The following is a 15,580-nucleotide window of genomic DNA, read 5'->3' as shown; positions in this document are numbered from 1 at the left end:
GATAAGGAGTCAATATGACTGACGCGCTAAAACCGCTGGATATCGACACCGTCCAGGCCTTTGTGCTGGTAGCCGATTTCGCCAGTTTCACTCGCGCTGCCGAAGCCCTCGACACCTCCCAGGCGGCGATCAGCCTCAAGCTCAAACGCCTGGAAGAACGCCTCGGCTATCGCCTGCTCGAACGCACGCCTCGGCATGTGCGGCTGTCGCCCCGCGGCGAACAGTTCATCGTCGCCGCCCGCGCCCTGCTCAATGCCCATGAACGCGCCTTGGCCGATATGGGCAACCCCTTGCTGCGGCGCCTGGTGATCGGCATCAGCGACCATGTGGCCGGCCCCGACCTGCCGACGTGGCTCAGCCGCCTGGCCGCCTATGACCCCTTGGTGATCCTCGAAGTGCGCATCGCCTCCTCCCGCGATCTGGTCGCCGCCTTTGATCGCAATGAGCTGGACGCGGTCATCGTGCGCAACGAGGGCGACCGCCAAGACGGCGAAGTGTTGGCGGTGGAACGCTTTGGCTGGTTCGCCGCCCCCACCTGGCAACACAGTCCCGGCACGCCCCTGCGCATGGCCACCATGGCCGCGCCCTGCGGCGTTCGCCACCTGGCGACACGCGCACTGGATGAGGCACGCATCGACTGGACCGAAGTGTTCGTTGGCGGTGGCGTCATGGCCGTAGGCGCCGCCGTCAGCGCCGGGCTCGGCGTGGCGGCCCTCGCCCATCGCGTGGCGCCGACGGGTGCGGTGGAGGTGAGCGAGCAATACGGCTTGCCGCCCTTGCCAGTCAGTGAAGTGGTGCTTTACAGCCGTATCAGTGACGTGCGCTCCAGGGAAACCTTGCGAGCCCTGAGCACGACCTTTCGCGGCGTCCTACAGCGCTGAAATCAGGCCCGCCAGTAGGCTTTCCGTGGGAGCTGGCAAGCCAGCTCCACCTTTTCAACCGGGTTTGGCATGAAATCGAAACCGTCAGTCAAACCACTCCCGCCGCCCCTCAAACGTCCCCACAATCAACGCCACAATCATCCGCACTGCCTCCCTATCCGCCACCTGCGCATTCACCGCCAGCCACACCTGCCGCTGCATGCTCTCGGTCAACAACCCCGGCAACGCCACCAAGCCCCGGTCAAAACTGCTCATGTAATGCGGCAGCAACCCAATGCACGCGCCACAGCGGATCATCTCCAGCATCAGCGAATACGCATGCACCTGCACCACCGCTGCCAGGCGCTGTTCCACCACATGGTTCCAAGCCCGCAAGGCGCCCACCTGCGCATCGGGCTGCCATTGCACCAGCATGTAGTCGTCGAGGTCTTCCAGGCTGTCTGGCCGCGTCGTCAACCGTGAATATCGCTTGGCGATATGCGGCACGTAGTGCAAGCGCGCCAGGGCCTGTGGCGGCTCGGTGGCAAAGCTCGGGCCAGGCACGGGGTCATCGGCGTCCGACAGCCACAGCACCACGTCGACATCCACCGCTTGCAGCGACAACTGGCTGTCGATGGAGATGATCTCCAGGCGCACGCTGGCATTGCGACGCAGCAAGGCGATCAGGTCGCGCCCAAGGATGTCGTGCAAGATCGGTTCGGCCACCGCCAGCCGAATCAGCGGCTGCTCCGTGACCGGCAAACGCCGTTCATGGGCCAGGGCAATCAATTGGGCGTGCAATTGCTGGCCGTCGCGACTGAGTACCAAGCCATTGCCCTGGTAGCTGAACAGCGAATGGCGCACGTGCTCTTCAAGCTGCGCCAGGCGCTTGCGCAACAGCGTCGCCTTGATATTCAGACTGCGCGCCGCCTGCATGAAACAGCCGCAGCGCGCGCTCACCAGAAAGTAGCGCGCCACCTCCGGGTCGATCTCATGGGCCAGGGCCAGCCAGCGACTGCGCCCCTCCGCCGGGGCGCGATAAGAGGACGGCACCTGCGGGGCGGACGGTTCTAGAAATGCCATGGGAGACTCCCTGTCTTGTCGGTCTGTGCATCCAATGCGGGTTGACGCGGGTTACTCCAGCACCTTGTTCAGTTCGGCGCCGTCGATACTCAGGGTTGCGGTGTTGAGCATGCCTTCGAGGTAGGCCTTGGCGATCTGTTCCTGACGCTGGGCGCGCAGAGCCTGCGTAAGACGTTCGCGCAGTTCGTCGAGGGTCGCAGTACGCGCCGGTTGCTGGCCGGTGAGCTTGAGCACATGAAACCCCGCCGCGCTCTGCACCACGTCCGACACCGCGCCGACCTTGAGGCGCGACACCGCACTGCGGACTTCCGGCACCAGCTGTTGCAAGGGCTGCATGCCCGAGTCGCCACCGCGCGCGGCAGAGTCGGTGTCCTGGGAAAACTGCGTGGCCAGGGCGGCGAAATCAGCCGGCGCAGCCTGGGCACGACGGCTCAGTTCCTGCGCTTGGCGCCGCACGCTGTCGACGGTTTGCGGGTCATGGGTCGCCAGGAAAATCTGGCTCACCTGGTACAACGGTGGCGTCACCCATTGCGCCTTGCCACTGTCGTAGGCCAACTGCAACTCCGCGGCGCTGGGGTAATCGGCCGGCACCTGGCTGACCGACAGCATGTAGTCGCGAAACACGATTTGCTCGGCGGCGGCGCGGGTCTGCTGTTCCACGTCCGGGCGCTGACGCCAGCCCTGGGCGTCCGCCTGTTCGAGCACGGCCTTTTGCGCCAGGCGTGAACGGATCCAGGTCTCCAACGCGCTGCGGTTGCCGCGCAATTGCTCGCGGGACTCGGCAGGCAGGCTGGCCAGCACGGTTTTCAGTTCCGTCAGGTCGATCTGCTGATTGCCCAGGCGGGCCACCGCCGGTCCGGCCGATACAGGGTTGAGCACCGGTGCCGGTTGCTGCGCCGCCACCGGGTCGCTGCCCGGCCGCAGGCTCAAGCCCACCGCCACCACCAGCAAGGCCAACGCACCCGCGCCGACCATCAGGGTTGGCTTCTTCACAATACCGGTGCCTCGGCTTCAGCCTGCAACTGCGCCGCCTGCTGGCTGTATTCACGCAGGTAGACGATGAACTCCTGCAACAGGCGGTCCCACAATTCCAAATGGCTGCGCAGGTGCGTGGCGCCGACACCCGCCACCACCACGTCCATTTCCATCAACAAAAACTCGCCTTGCACCGACAACCGCGCAAAGCGTCGCGATGCGTTCCACACTTGGGCCAAACCTTCGGGCAATTCGCCCTGGATCCGCAGCGCGCAGCTGTAGGTGAAATCCACATACGCACCCTGCTCTGCCGCCGGGTTACCGAAGCGCACGGCAAAGCCGATGCCCTGACTGGCGCTGAGCAATTGCACGATGCCGTTTTGTTCGGTCTGGTTGACCCGATAGCCGGCTTCCTGCAGCAACTCGGTGAGGCTCTGGGGGGTGACGCTGGTGATCAATTCGCTCATGGTGATCTCTTCCCTGTCTATCAATGATTGGCAGTTGCCTGGGGCGCATCGAAACGGCTCTTGTACAAATCGTCGCCAAAGCCCTGGGCGAGTTCCTCGAACTTGACCCGCGCGCTGCTGGCGAAGGGCTGGCGAATACTCATCACCTCGGCCACATCGATTTTTTCGTAGGCCGCGAGCAACTGCTGAGCCACGCCGTACATCTGTTGATTCTTGACTGAACATTGCTGCACTTGTGTGTCACGCTCGCTCAGTTGTGCCTGCAAGCGCGCTCGCTCGGCCTCTTTGCCCTTGGCCAGCACCAGCAGTTCGTCATAGGCCTTCTTGAACTTGCCGATCTGCTCATGACTGGCCGCCACCTGCGCCTGTGCCTGGCTGTGCAGGCTCTGTTGCTGACCGGCCATTTGCTCGGCCACGCCACGGGCCTTGTCCAACTCAGCCGTCAACTGCTTGATGTGTGCCTGGGCCTGCTTGGCCTGGTTTTCAGCCGCAATCCGCGCGGCGCTGGCCTGGGCCTGTTCGCTTTGCAGGGCCTGCAATTGCTGGGTGGTGCTGCGCAGTTGCGTACGCAGGCGCTCCTCCATGCCTTCAGCCGACGCGCCAGTGGTGACCAGCAGCAGCAACAGCCCGCAGATTCGCGTGTTCATGTGGCATCTCCCTGCGCATCAAAAGCGCGTGTTGAGTTCCAGTTGCATCACATCGACTTCGAACGGCGCGCCATACACTTGCGAGGCGCTCAACCAACGCGCACTGGCGTAGATGTTCTTTTCGATGCCGTAGTTGGCGCCAATGAAGTACCCCTTGGCGTTGGTGCCGCCCAGGTGGAACGACGAATCGTTGAAGCCGTCAGGCAGGGCGTCAGGCTGAATGTACTTGTAGCCGGCCAACACGTTCCAATCACCGCGCTTGCGCATTTCCAGCGCACTGCCGAGGGTGAAGGAGACCATCAGCGCATTGCCGCCACTTTCAAACTGGCCCTTGCTGTTGATGTTGTTGACGATCTCGCCTTCGCTGCGCTTGAGCATTTCGCCCTTGTCGTAGGCCAGGTTGTGAATGAAGTTGCCTTGGGTGCGTAGCTTGAAATCGCTGGGCAGTTCGGCATCCCAGGCCAGGTTCAGGTCGAGCACGTCGAACTTGGACGCCAGGCCCACGAACTGCGGTTGCGGGGTCAGGCCAGGGGTGGCCGGGTTGGGGGCGATGTCGCGCAGCAGGAACACGCTGTTGCCCTTCTGCATGAAGGCCAGGCGCGAGCCGTCGCTGTCACAGGCCGGCTGGCCGGACCAGGGGCGGCAAGCGCCGGAGCGTTCACCTTCGATATCATCAAAGTGGTAGTAGGCCACCGCGCCCTTGAGGCTGTTTTCGCGGTTGATCTTCCAGTTGGCGCCGATCTGACCACCAAACAGCCACTTGGTCTCGCTGTCTTCCTTGTCGAACCCGTTACTGCTGGCCGAGTCGGAGGTGTACTCCACCGGGAACGCACCCAAGGTGCCGAACAGGCCCCACTGGCTGTTCAGCGCATGGTTGAAGTTGGCAGCGATACCGTCGAAGTTCAGGTCACCCGAATACATCATGTCGGTGGAATAGAACGGGTTGGCGAAACGCCCGGCGGTGAGGGTCACGTCCGGGGTGGCCTTCCAGCTCAGGTATCCCTGATCGAGCCAGATGTCTTTCTTGCCAAAGCCGCCGCCCAGGGTCTGGGTGGTGGACACTGGGTTGTTGTCGGAGCCGGTGCCGACACGGATGCCGGCGGTCCAGTCCGGCGACAGCACCGCTTTCATGCCCAGGCGCGCACGCAGGCGGAACAGGTTCTCGCGATCCTTGGTGGTGTTGAGCAGCGGTGGCAGCTTGGTGTTGGTGTCCTTGTTGGTGTCGTACGGGCCACTCTCATTGAGTTTGGCGTAGTCGACAATCTCGTTACTGTTATTGCCCGAGAAGTAACGCGACTCGTCCCGCAGGCGGATATCACCGTCAAAGCTGATGCGCGAGACCCAGTCCGGGAAGGTATTGGGCTGTGCCCAGTTTTCCTGCTTGGCGGTGGCCATGACCTCGGCCTTGACCTGATCACGAATCTGATCCTTCACCGCCTGCGGCACGTACTGCACACGCACATCGCCGGGTGCGGCAGTCGGGCCTGCAGCAACCACCGGTGCGGCATTGGCCTGGCGTGCCTGCTGTGCCTCTTTTTCGGCCTGGGCGATCAGCCCATTGGCCGTGTCCTGGGTCAGCACGCCTTGCTGCACCAACAGGCGGATCAGGTTGATGGTGACGTTTTCCGAGGGCGCGACCGGGGCGGCAGCCGCCTGGCCGACCAGGGTCGCGATGACCATGCCGACCGCCAGGGTCAGTCGATTCACGGGGGAAATCATGTGTACGCAACTCCTGTAAAAAACCGTTGTAAAAGGGTTTGTTCAATCCGGACGCCGGCCCTTGAGGGACAGGCGCATGGGCAGCGTCAGCGACGCCGGCGGCTTCTGGGTGGCACGCGGTGCCTGGATCAAGGCGAGCATCTGCGCGTCGGTCTCGGCATCCCCGCTGGACTTGGCCACCAGTGCCTTGGTGACTTGGCCGTCGGCGCCCAACCACAGGTCTATCTGTATCGAGAAGGCCTTCTTGCGCAGCTCAGGGTCTTCGCGCATCAGCCGTTGATACGTGCCGGCCAGGTACTGCTTATAGGTGCCCGTCCCCAAGCCGCCGCCGCCACTGCCGGCCAGGCCACCGCCCTTGCCGGCGCCGATGTTGAAACCGTCATTGCCCGACTGGGCGTCGCCGTCGATCTGCATCGGGTTGGCCAGATCCTCGTTAGGCGAAGGCGGCGCTTCCTCGGCTGGCTTGACCTCCTCGGGCTCGGGGCTTGGCACCGGCTCCGGGATTTTTTCTTCGACCTGGGGCTCAGGCTCCTTGGGTTTCTCCGGCGGCGGTGGCGGTGGTGGCGGCAACGGGATGATCGTCGGCACCTTCGGCGCTTCGCGGCGCACGCCACTCATGTCATTGGCCCACTGCCACAAGCACCAGGCCGCCACGGCGCCCAGCAATAGGCCGGCACCCCACTTTAACGGGCGCAACGGCGGCTTCTTTTTTACGGACAAGGGCGCGATCGGGATCTGTGCAGTCATGGTTCAGCCCTGGCTCGGCTTGCCGGTGACCAACCCGACCTGAGACAGCTCAAGTCGGCGCAGCAGGTCGAGCACTTCGATCACCTTCTGGTACTGCACCATCGCATCGCCACGTACGATGACCGGAAAATCCGGGTTCAGCGCTTTCTCGATGCGCAGGCGTTCTTCCAGCTCGCCGAGCGTCACCGGGTAAGCGTCGAGAAACACCTGGCCACCGTCATTCACGGAGATGGCCTTGGTCTTGGCCTCCGACAACGACACCGAGGCGCTGGCCTTGGGCAGGTGAATCTGGATGCCCGACACCTGGGCGGTGGCGGTGAGGATAAACATCACCAGCACCACCATCAGCACGTCCACCAGGGGCGTGATGTTGATGCTGTCGACGGCGGCGTCATCGTCATCGTCGTGGGAGGCATTTACGGAAGCCATGGCGATTCTCCTCAGGCCAGAACCGGCGCATGGTGGTCACGACGGTGCGCCGCTTCGCTGTGCTGGCTCTCGCCGTGCATCTCCGCCAGGCGGGTGATGAACTCGTCGACAAACACGCGCATGTCCGCGCTGACTTCCTTGTTGCGCGTGATCAGGCGGTTGTAGCCAAACAACGCCGGGATCGCGACGAACAGGCCCATGGCCGTGGCCAGCAGCGCCGCCGCCATACCGGGGGCGATGGCGTTGATGTTCACGTCACCGGCCATGGCCGTGCCGAGGAACACCACCATGATCCCCAGCACGGTACCCAGCAGGCCGATGTACGGGCCGCCGGCAATGGCGTTAGACAAGGTCGAGAGCTTGGAACTGAGCGCCTGGTTTTCGCGGGTGCGCACGCCGTCCATGGAGCAGCGGATGGCTTCGATGGTGGCGGCGGAGACCGACGAGGTGTCGGCGCCCTGAGCGCGGCGGGTGCGGATCTCCTTCACCGCCACCAGGTACAGGCGCCACAGCGAAGAATGAGCCAGGCGTTCGCCCAACGGGGCATCGTCGGCGTACATCTCCAGGCGCGTGCCGATCTGCGCGAAGTGCTCGCGGAAGACCTCGTTGGCGCTGCTCACACGGCTGACTTGGCGGTTCTTGCGCAACATGATGACCCATGACTGGAACATCATCGCCACCAGCACCAGGATGATCACCCAGGCATCCACCGGAACGGCGTTGAGCAGGAAGCCCAGGCTGCCGAAACCGAAGCCGGACTGTTCTTCATCCACACCGTAGGCCACCAGTTTTGACTCGGCGCCCTGGGCGCTGGCATCGGCCAGCAACAGTGCCGCCGGACGCGCCACTTTGGACAGGCGCAGCTCATCGATGGCCCCGGCGAATGGCGGCCGCGTGTTGCCGGCTTCGGGCAGATCGGCACCGATGGCCAGTGGGGTGTTGAACGCCGGCAAAGCGACGGCCAGGGTGGCGGTTTCGCGGCCATTCACATACAGCGAGACCTTGTCACCCTCGGCGGTGAACGCCAGGTGCTGCCATTGGCCGGGGTTCAGCGGTTGAGTCGACACGGCGCGCTGGCCGTCGATGTCCACGAACGGCATGCCCTGGTTCAGCCCCAGCAACAGGCTGTGAGGGCCATCACGTCGAGCCAGAACGACTTGCTCGCCGCTGGCCTGGTCCAGGCGCAACCAGGCGCTGAAGGTGAACGCGCCACCTGCGGCGTGTTGCAGCGAAGGGCTGGCCGGCAACATCAACGCTTGGCCGTTGAACTGCAAGGCGCGGCCGATCACTCCGTCGATGCTCACACCGGTGGCGTTCAGCGCGGTGTTGGCGTAGGCCGTGGTGTCCCGGGCCGGTGTACCGTTGGCCCCGTCGAAATGGTAGAGCGCGGTGTAGTTCGGGTCGAAGGTCAGTTGGCCGTTGGCGGTGGCCGGTGCCTTCTGGTTGCCGTAGTACATCCACAAGTCCTGGCGCTGGCCGCCTTCGACCTTGGGCACATCGACCCAGATCAGCGCCATGCCCATCAACGGATCGAAGCTCTCAATCTGATGATTGAACACCGTCTTGTCATCGGCACTCACGAAACGCAGGTCGGCACCGTCATCCTTGACCCCATCAAAGGTAAAGTTGCCAGTGTGCAGGCGCACCAACAGCGCGGTGCGGCCCAGGGCCTGGTTGATCGCGGCGCCTTGGGCGGTGGTGTCTACCGAGATCTGCTTGCGGTAGTGCCAGTCGTCCTGCCACCAGGCGTGGGCGGTGGCCGGGAGCGTGAAGCCCAGGCAGATCAACAGGCTCAGGAATAGGCGTTGCATGGGTGAAGTCTCCGGAAGAAAAAGTCAGAAAGTCGCCTGCACACTGAAGTGCAGTCGCGAGTCCTGTTTCTGGGTGTTCGGTCCATCGAGCAGCGGGTAGCCCCAATCCAGGCTGCCGGACAACCATTTGCTCAAACTGGCGCGGGTGCCCAGGCCGACACTGGCCAGGCTGTATTCGTCTTCTTGCTCGGGCAGCGGGTCGTGCAGGCGCATGCGCGCACCTTCAGCGAACGCGTAGAAGCGCCACTCCTGCACATAGCTGCCGAGGAACTTGGCCAGGGACGGCGTGCGTAACTCCTGGGAGAGCAAATACCCTTCGTCCCCGGTGCGTTCGGCCGCCAGGTAACCGCGCACCGAGGTGGCGCCACCGGCGGAGTACTGCTCGTTGGAGACCAGCGGGCCGGAGGCGAGTTGGAAGCCGCCCTTGGTCGCCGACTGCCAATCGTTGGCGAAGGTGTAGGTGTAATTCAGGTCACCTTTGAGCACGGCAAAACTGGCACTGGCCTTGTAGCGCTTGTACTCGAACGCTTCGGCATCGCTGCCATAGCCAAAGAACGCGCGGGTGCCCACCACCAGGTTCAGGCCCAAGCCCAATTGCGATTGCTCGGTGTAGCGAAAGCCGTTGTAGCCCAAGGTGAACGGCGCGTATTTGAGCGGCACCTGGTCGCTGCTGGCGCCGAATTTCATCTGTTCGTCGAAGTCTTTGAAGTCCACGCCTAACGAGAATGAGTTGGCCCAGTTACCCGCCGCAGGCAGGTTGTAGATGGCTGACACACCGTATGAATGCCCTTTGCCCAGCACGTTGCTGCCACCGATGGTGGCAATGTTGCTATCGGACTGGTAACCGGAGAACTGCAAGGTCCAGCGCTCGTTGAGCGGTGCGCTGTAGGAGCCCGACCACACCTTGGCATTTTCGGTGTCCTGGGGCGCGGTGAAGTAGGTCAAGGCAATGCTGTGGCCCAATTGCCAGAGGTTGTCATACCCAAGGGTCGCTACCGAGCGCAGCTTCTCGGTGTCGGCGCTGTAGTCGTTGTTGAGGCCGAGGCTGGCGTGCCAGGGGTTCTGGTCTTCCACCTGCAAATCCACGTCCATGGTGCCGGGGCGTTGCCCCTCGCGTACCAGCGGCGTGACCTGGCGCCCAGCGCCACGATTGAGGCCCGCCAACTGTGTCTGTACCGTGGCGAAGTCCGGCACCGCGCCCTCCTCCAGAGCCGGCACTTGCTCGCGGATTTCCACCGGCGAATAATGCTTGGCACCCACCACCCGCACCCGGCCGACTTTAGTCTCGCTCACCTGCAGGTAGACAATACCGTCATCGACCTTCTGCTCCGGCAACTCGACAAACACCGACTGGTAGCCACGCGACTGGTAGATCTTCTGCAACGCATCGCGGGCGCCTTCGATATCGCCCAAGGTCTTCTGCGGCCCCAGGAACGGATACACCGCTTCCTCGATCGTCGCCGCATCCAGGACCGTATTGCCACGCACGAAGTACTCGTTGACGTCGACCTTGCGCACGCCCTCGTCTTCCTCGGCCGACACCGGTTGCGCCAGGCTCCCCAGCGTCACGCAACACAGCGCCAACGTTAATTTGAACAGATGCTCCACACCGCCCCCTGACTGTCTGATTTTTTGCGCCATCGCCGGATGTCCGGCGTGCGGCCTGCTCAATTGCTGGTGATCGAGGTGCTGCCGTGGCGTGCCAGCCAGGTGTGCAGCAGGGCGAAGTTCAACGAGAACTCCGGCATGTGCAGCAAGGCGCCACAAAACACGTCACCGATGATTTTCTGGATAAGTTGCACCGCACGCGGGTTGTTCAGCAGCGTGGCGATGTCGCGGGTCAGGGCATGAATGCTCCAGACCTTCTGGTTGAGGTCCAGGCCGACGAACCAGCGGAACAGCAGGTTGTAGTTCAGCTGTTCATGCAATTGCTGCTCGCTGGGCACCGAGTACAACAGTTGCAGCAGGAGGATCTGCAGGATGGTCTGTGGGGCGATCGACATCGCGGGTTCGGCGTTGAGCCAGTCACGGTGCTGGTCGAGCACTTCATCGATCTGTGGGCGCAGCAACACCAGGGAATGGCTGGCCGGGATGTAGCTGGAGACTTCCTTGCGGGTGCCCTGCCAATCGTCCTGGGAGACGATCCAGACCCAGGGGGCGCCATAGCGATAGACCGACACCGGCTTCTTGCGCGCGGCTTCGACGATCTTTGACAGGCGCTGATCGAGCTCCTGCATGCCGACTTTCGAGTAACGTTCCATAGTTCCCATTGCCCCACTCCTGGCATCCTGCTTGCGGCTGAAAAGCCCACCTTTCTGGTGGGCTCAAGCGCGTTACACAGAGGAGACGGGAGTGGCCATGGGCTACCGAACTTTTGTCATGAAAGCTTCATTTTGGATTGGGTGGGGGGCAATTCTTGGTGGTTGGATCAAAGGCAGTTACGTGTAGGCGCTGGCTTGCCGACGATGCAGGCGAATCGGTACATCGGGCACACCCAGGTGATGCCATCGCAGGCAAGCCAGCGCCCACATTTTTACGAGTACGCCAGACCTGAACCGAGGCACTAAAGCCGCCGGGCTTTTGCTTTTGATCTGGGGCGCCCCGGCAGGACGCCGGGTGAGCCGCCGTAAGGGCGGACCCCATACCCGCCGTTACCTAAACAACGGATATGTACTCACCCCCCAGAACAAAACCCAACCCCCTGCAACGGCAGTTCATAAGACTTCTTAACCGTCCGCACCACCAACGTCGAGGAATAAGTCCGAATCGGAATATCCCGATAAGTCTCCAAAAACCGATAGATATACTCGGTGTACTCCGCAGCATCCCGAAACTTCGCCACCATCACAAAATCAAACTCCCCGGTCATCAAATAACAATCCTGAATCTCCGGATGACTCAAGAGTATGTGCTGCATCCTGCGATCAATATCATTGCTGTCCCGATCCAGCTTGATCAGAAAAAAAGCGGTCACCTGGATCCCCAGCTTGCGCTCATCCAGTACCGCCACTTTCGCCTTGATAATCCCCACGCTTTCCATGCGGCGGATCCGCCGGTAACAACTGGTGGATGACAGCCCCACACTGTCGCTCAACAATTCCAGGCTCTGGTCGCAATCCTTTTGCAACTTGCCCAGAATCTTCAAATCCATGGCGTCTGTCATCGGTTCCAAATCGTCCTTGAAAATTGCAATGAATCCGTCGCAATGACGGGCCAATTTGCACAAATCCTGCGCAGTGGCTAGTTAACATCGATTCAGCTTAGCAGCCCGGCCAACACCTGGCCTCATGGCGGCATGAGAGGGATCTTATGATAGTCGCGAAACCGACATGGACCGCTGATATCCAAGGACTTTTCAGCGCGCCCTACTGGATACCCGCCAGCCAGCGCGCCGCCGTCGCGGCCACTTGGATAGGCTGCATGAATGCCTACGATGTGTTCCTGGAAGACCCGGCGTCGGTCAAGACCTGGTCGGAAACCATCTACCAGCACCTCGCTTCGCGCAATATGCCGCTGACCACCGACCCGCAACAATTCTGGCCGATCGACGCGCTGGAAACCTTCCGCCTGTGGGTCAACCAGGGTTGGCGGCTGGACAGCATCTCGCCATTCGACCTGGCCGAGCGCATCCCGCCACCGGCGCTGCCGTACCCGGTCAAACGCGTGCGCCAGGACATCCGTTCGCTGAGCGCCGAGGCGCTGAACCTTTACCGTGCCAAACTGGATGACGTGATGCACATCGGCGACCCTGACAGCGGCTCGCCCTGGCAGCGTTACGCCTATATCCATACCAACTGGTGCCTGCATTACCAGGAAGCCTTCGCCCTGTGGCATCGCGCCTATCTGCTGTACCTGGAAGCGTTGATCGACTGCGCGATTCCTTACTGGGACTGGATGGCCGTAGATGCCAGCGTTGACGGCAGCCCTCAGGCCGGCCTGCCCCAAGCGTTTCTCGATGAAACCTATGTGCACCCGCAGACCGGCGAAGTACGACGCAACCCGTTGCGTTATGCGGCGGCCAAGGACGGCTGCTCCAAGGTCTGCGCCAGCACGCCGGTCGAAGGCGTCGACTGCCGGTATGTGCAGCGCAACCCGCTGTTCTATACCCAAGGCGAGGCCTTTCGTTTCGAGCGGACCCAGTTGTATGGCATGAGCCGGATCTTCCAGCAGCAGGTGGTCGATGCGCTCGCGTTCACCACGTTCAGCCAGCCCCAGGGAGTACCGGGTTATCCCTGGGCCAACATCACCTTTTTCGACCCGCCGCAACCGAACAACCTGTACCCCAACCGCACACTGAATTTCGACGGGCTCTACGAGCAGCCCCACGACAACTATCACGGCTGGATCGGCGGTGACATGGCCGACAACGCCTACACCGCGTTCGACCCGGTGTTCTGCTCCTATCACGCCAATATCGACCGCATGTTGGAAGTCTGGATCCGCGCCAATCCGGCGGCGCAGTACACCACCCAATGCCTGCTGCAACCCTTCGCCGGGCACCAGGCCGATGAGGTGACCTTCACCAGCGCCGATGCCTGGCGCTACACCAGCCTCGGCGACATGGCCCAGGACAGCCGGCACATCGGCTACGACTACGGCACCCCAGTGGCTCCACAGTTCGGCGCGGCCAAGGCTGCGTGCTGCCATCAGAAACAGTCCGTAGCCACCGGCCCCTGGGTGGTGTTCGACCACGTGCGCTGCACCCACGACACCTATCTGATCGACGTCTTCCTCAATCAGCCCGGTGCCACGGCGCAACACGCGAATGCCAACAACCCGCATTACGTCGGACGCTTCAGCCGCATCGGCATGGGCCTGGTGGATGACAAGGGCCGCTGCATCACCCAAGGCGTCTCCCGCGCACTGAATGCCGCGCGCAACGCCCAGGCGCTGAACCTCAAACCGACCGATGCGGCGCAGTTATCGCTGATCGTGACCCATCCCGATACTGGCCAGGTGTTGACGCCCGATGCATACGCGCCCCTGCCTGGCTTTATCGCCCAACTGGTGTGGGACAACCCACGCCAAACCTCCGCCGGCCCCGCTCCGGACGCCGGTTGCTGCTCCACCAACACCAATGCTGGAGAACCAACATGAGCACGCCCTTCACCCAATTCACCTCGCCTGCCGAGCAAGCCCCCAAGGACTACAACAAGCTGGGCCTGGAAAACCAGCTGCCGACCTTCGAAACCGACTGGAACAACAACGTCACCGGCTGGACCCAGATGTCGGTGATCGGCAACCCCTGGTCCAACCTCAATGACGCACCGCGTTCGGGCTATTACAACCCGCTGGACAGCGGCTACGGCACGCAGACGCCAGTGACCATCACCTGGCAGCCCTTCCCCAACCGGCTGTGGACGTTTTTCTACAACGACGGCGCCGCCGTGGTCCCACAATTGGGCGGCAAGGCCATGACCCTTGACCAGGTGATGCAGCTGACCGACCACGGTCAGATCACGCTCAACAACACCCTGTATTCGCTGTACCCGGACCCGAAAGCGACCCAGCTGCAGATCCCCAGCGTGCTGTGCAAGTCCATCAACTGGAACGGCCCCTACGCTGACTTTTCACCCTCGGGCCCACGGGGCTGGCTGGATGAATATTGCGAGTGGTCGATCACCCGCGACCCCGACGGCAACATGCGCAGCATCATGTTCACCAGCGAGAACCCGGCCTATTTCCTGACCATGTGGAACATCGACCCGCAGGCCGTGCTCGGGCTGTACAAAGCGTACGTCGACCCGCAAGTGAAGATCGAAGACCTGTACCTGCGCTACACCGCCAACGGCCCGACCGGCAAGGCCGGCGAGCCGGTGCTTGACCCGACCACCGGCCAGCCCGCCTACGACACCGTGAACAAATGGAACAGCGGCACTGTGCGTATACCGGGCGTGTCGGGCGGCGCGATGCACCTGACCTCCGGCCCCAATACCTTGAGTGCCGAGATCTACCTCGCGGCCGCGGCCACCATCCTGCGGCCGATCAAGAGCAGCGCCAACCAACAGAGCCTGATCTGCTGCGCCCAATACGGGCAGAACTACCGCAACTCCGATCCGCATATCGGTTTCTCCGCTAACCAGGAAGCCGTCAAAGCCCTGATTTCACTGACCAACCCCATCGGCCTGTACCTGCAACAACCGAAATCCTTCAGCACCTGGAAAGACCCTCAAGGCCAGGATGTCAGCAGCTACTGGCATGTCACCCGAGGCACTGCCGGCACCGGGCCGAACAAGTCCGACCAGATCCTGCAAGCCGTCTTCGAGGTGCCCCAAAGCGCGGGGTTCTCGATCAACGAAATCACCATCAACGGCACGCCGATTGATTACGTGTGGGTGATCGCCAACGAGCTGAGTGTGGCCCTCAGCGTCACCCCGGCACCGCTCACCGCCACGCCCGAGGAATGCGATTGCGTAGCGGCGAACACCACCGATGCGCAACCCTGGCCGGTGCAGTTGCTGCCGATTGACCTGTTCTACGGACAGTCCCCCAGCGACTTGCCGGCCAGCTTTGCCCCCGGCAGCTCAGGCCAGTTCGTGCTGGTGGTGCAAGGGGCCGATCCGAATACCACTGCGGCGGATGCGCGGGTGCAGTTTTCCAATCCAGGGATCACTGCCCAGGTCACGGAATTCCTGCCGGATGCCTCGGCGATTCCAGGGCAGACCGACAGCGGCGGCACCCAGGGCTACATCATGACCGTCACCGTCAGCAGCAACGCGGTGCCGGGGCTGGTCAGCGTGCGCGCGCTTAACCCCAGCGAAGCCGCCAACCCCAGCGCCACCCAGCACCCGTGGGAAAGCGGCCTGGCGCTGGTGCCTGGCGTCTGAGTGCCTGTCGGCCGC

General features: G+C 62.6%; 14 protein-coding genes. 3 read left to right on the top strand and 11 right to left on the bottom strand.

Annotated elements, in window-relative coordinates:
• The first annotated feature begins 14 nt into the window (after window positions 1–14).
• Window positions 15–881, top strand: a complete 867-nt coding sequence (locus PF1751_RS10845) for a LysR family transcriptional regulator (protein ID WP_021493300.1) — start codon at window positions 15–17, stop codon at window positions 879–881.
• An 84-nt stretch (window positions 882–965) separates the two neighbouring features.
• Here the strand turns inward: PF1751_RS10845 and PF1751_RS10840 are convergent, their stop codons facing one another.
• The 11 genes from PF1751_RS10840 to PF1751_RS10790 all read right to left on the bottom strand — a co-directional run bounded on the left by PF1751_RS10840 (window position 966) and on the right by PF1751_RS10790 (window position 11,889).
• Window positions 966–1,943, bottom strand: a complete 978-nt coding sequence (locus tag PF1751_RS10840) for a LysR family transcriptional regulator (protein ID WP_044287001.1) — start codon at window positions 1,941–1,943, stop codon at window positions 966–968.
• Window positions 1,944–1,994: 51 nt separating this feature from the next.
• The gene (locus PF1751_RS10835; RefSeq protein ID WP_021493301.1) at window positions 1,995–2,936 is read right to left on the bottom strand and encodes a peptidylprolyl isomerase; all 942 of its coding nucleotides are present in this window, start codon (window positions 2,934–2,936) and stop codon (window positions 1,995–1,997) included.
• On the bottom strand, window positions 2,933–3,385 hold the full coding sequence (locus tag PF1751_RS10830; protein ID WP_010211132.1) for a YbjN domain-containing protein: 453 nt from the start codon (window positions 3,383–3,385) through the stop codon (window positions 2,933–2,935). Before PF1751_RS10830 ends, PF1751_RS10835 begins: the two co-directional genes overlap by 4 nt.
• A 20-nt stretch (window positions 3,386–3,405) precedes the next feature.
• Window positions 3,406–4,032: a hypothetical protein gene (locus tag PF1751_RS10825; protein ID WP_010211133.1), complete on the bottom strand. Its 627-nt coding sequence runs from the start codon at window positions 4,030–4,032 to the stop codon at window positions 3,406–3,408.
• 18 nt (window positions 4,033–4,050) lie between these two features.
• Window positions 4,051–5,751, bottom strand: coding sequence for a putative porin (locus PF1751_RS10820; protein ID WP_010211134.1), 1,701 nt, complete (start codon window positions 5,749–5,751; stop codon window positions 4,051–4,053).
• A 42-nt stretch (window positions 5,752–5,793) separates the two neighbouring features.
• Window positions 5,794–6,498 carry an energy transducer TonB family protein gene (locus PF1751_RS10815; protein ID WP_010211135.1) on the bottom strand — a complete coding sequence of 235 codons (705 nt, stop codon included), beginning with the start codon at window positions 6,496–6,498 and terminating at the stop codon, window positions 5,794–5,796.
• A 3-nt stretch (window positions 6,499–6,501) separates the two neighbouring features.
• Window positions 6,502–6,927, bottom strand: coding sequence for an ExbD/TolR family protein (locus PF1751_RS10810; protein WP_010211136.1), 426 nt, complete (start codon window positions 6,925–6,927; stop codon window positions 6,502–6,504).
• Between the two features lie 11 nt (window positions 6,928–6,938).
• Window positions 6,939–8,738, bottom strand: coding sequence for a DUF2341 domain-containing protein (locus PF1751_RS10805; protein WP_044287000.1), 1,800 nt, complete (start codon window positions 8,736–8,738; stop codon window positions 6,939–6,941).
• Between the two features lie 24 nt (window positions 8,739–8,762).
• Window positions 8,763–10,346: a ShlB/FhaC/HecB family hemolysin secretion/activation protein gene (locus PF1751_RS10800; RefSeq protein WP_044288116.1), complete on the bottom strand. Its 1,584-nt coding sequence runs from the start codon at window positions 10,344–10,346 to the stop codon at window positions 8,763–8,765.
• Window positions 10,347–10,405: 59 nt separating this feature from the next.
• The gene (locus PF1751_RS10795) at window positions 10,406–10,999 is read right to left on the bottom strand and encodes a transposase (RefSeq protein ID WP_021493306.1); all 594 of its coding nucleotides are present in this window, start codon (window positions 10,997–10,999) and stop codon (window positions 10,406–10,408) included.
• A 413-nt stretch (window positions 11,000–11,412) separates the two neighbouring features.
• On the bottom strand, window positions 11,413–11,889 hold the full coding sequence (locus PF1751_RS10790) for an Lrp/AsnC family transcriptional regulator (protein ID WP_029529171.1): 477 nt from the start codon (window positions 11,887–11,889) through the stop codon (window positions 11,413–11,415).
• Between the two features lie 158 nt (window positions 11,890–12,047).
• Here PF1751_RS10790 and PF1751_RS10785 point away from each other — a divergent pair, with 158 nt between their 5' ends.
• The gene (locus PF1751_RS10785; protein WP_080923194.1) at window positions 12,048–13,835 is read left to right on the top strand and encodes a tyrosinase family protein; all 1,788 of its coding nucleotides are present in this window, start codon (window positions 12,048–12,050) and stop codon (window positions 13,833–13,835) included.
• Window positions 13,832–15,565 carry a hypothetical protein gene (locus PF1751_RS10780; protein ID WP_044286998.1) on the top strand — a complete coding sequence of 578 codons (1,734 nt, stop codon included), beginning with the start codon at window positions 13,832–13,834 and terminating at the stop codon, window positions 15,563–15,565. Before PF1751_RS10785 ends, PF1751_RS10780 begins: the two co-directional genes overlap by 4 nt.
• Window positions 15,566–15,580: the final 15 nt, after the last annotated feature.

It is taken from the genome of Pseudomonas simiae (assembly GCF_000934565.1).
Classification (GTDB): Bacteria; Pseudomonadota; Gammaproteobacteria; order Pseudomonadales; family Pseudomonadaceae; genus Aquipseudomonas; species Aquipseudomonas simiae.
The sequence above is the reverse complement of the archived record's forward strand: the minus strand, read 5'-3'. Positions and strand labels throughout refer to the sequence as shown.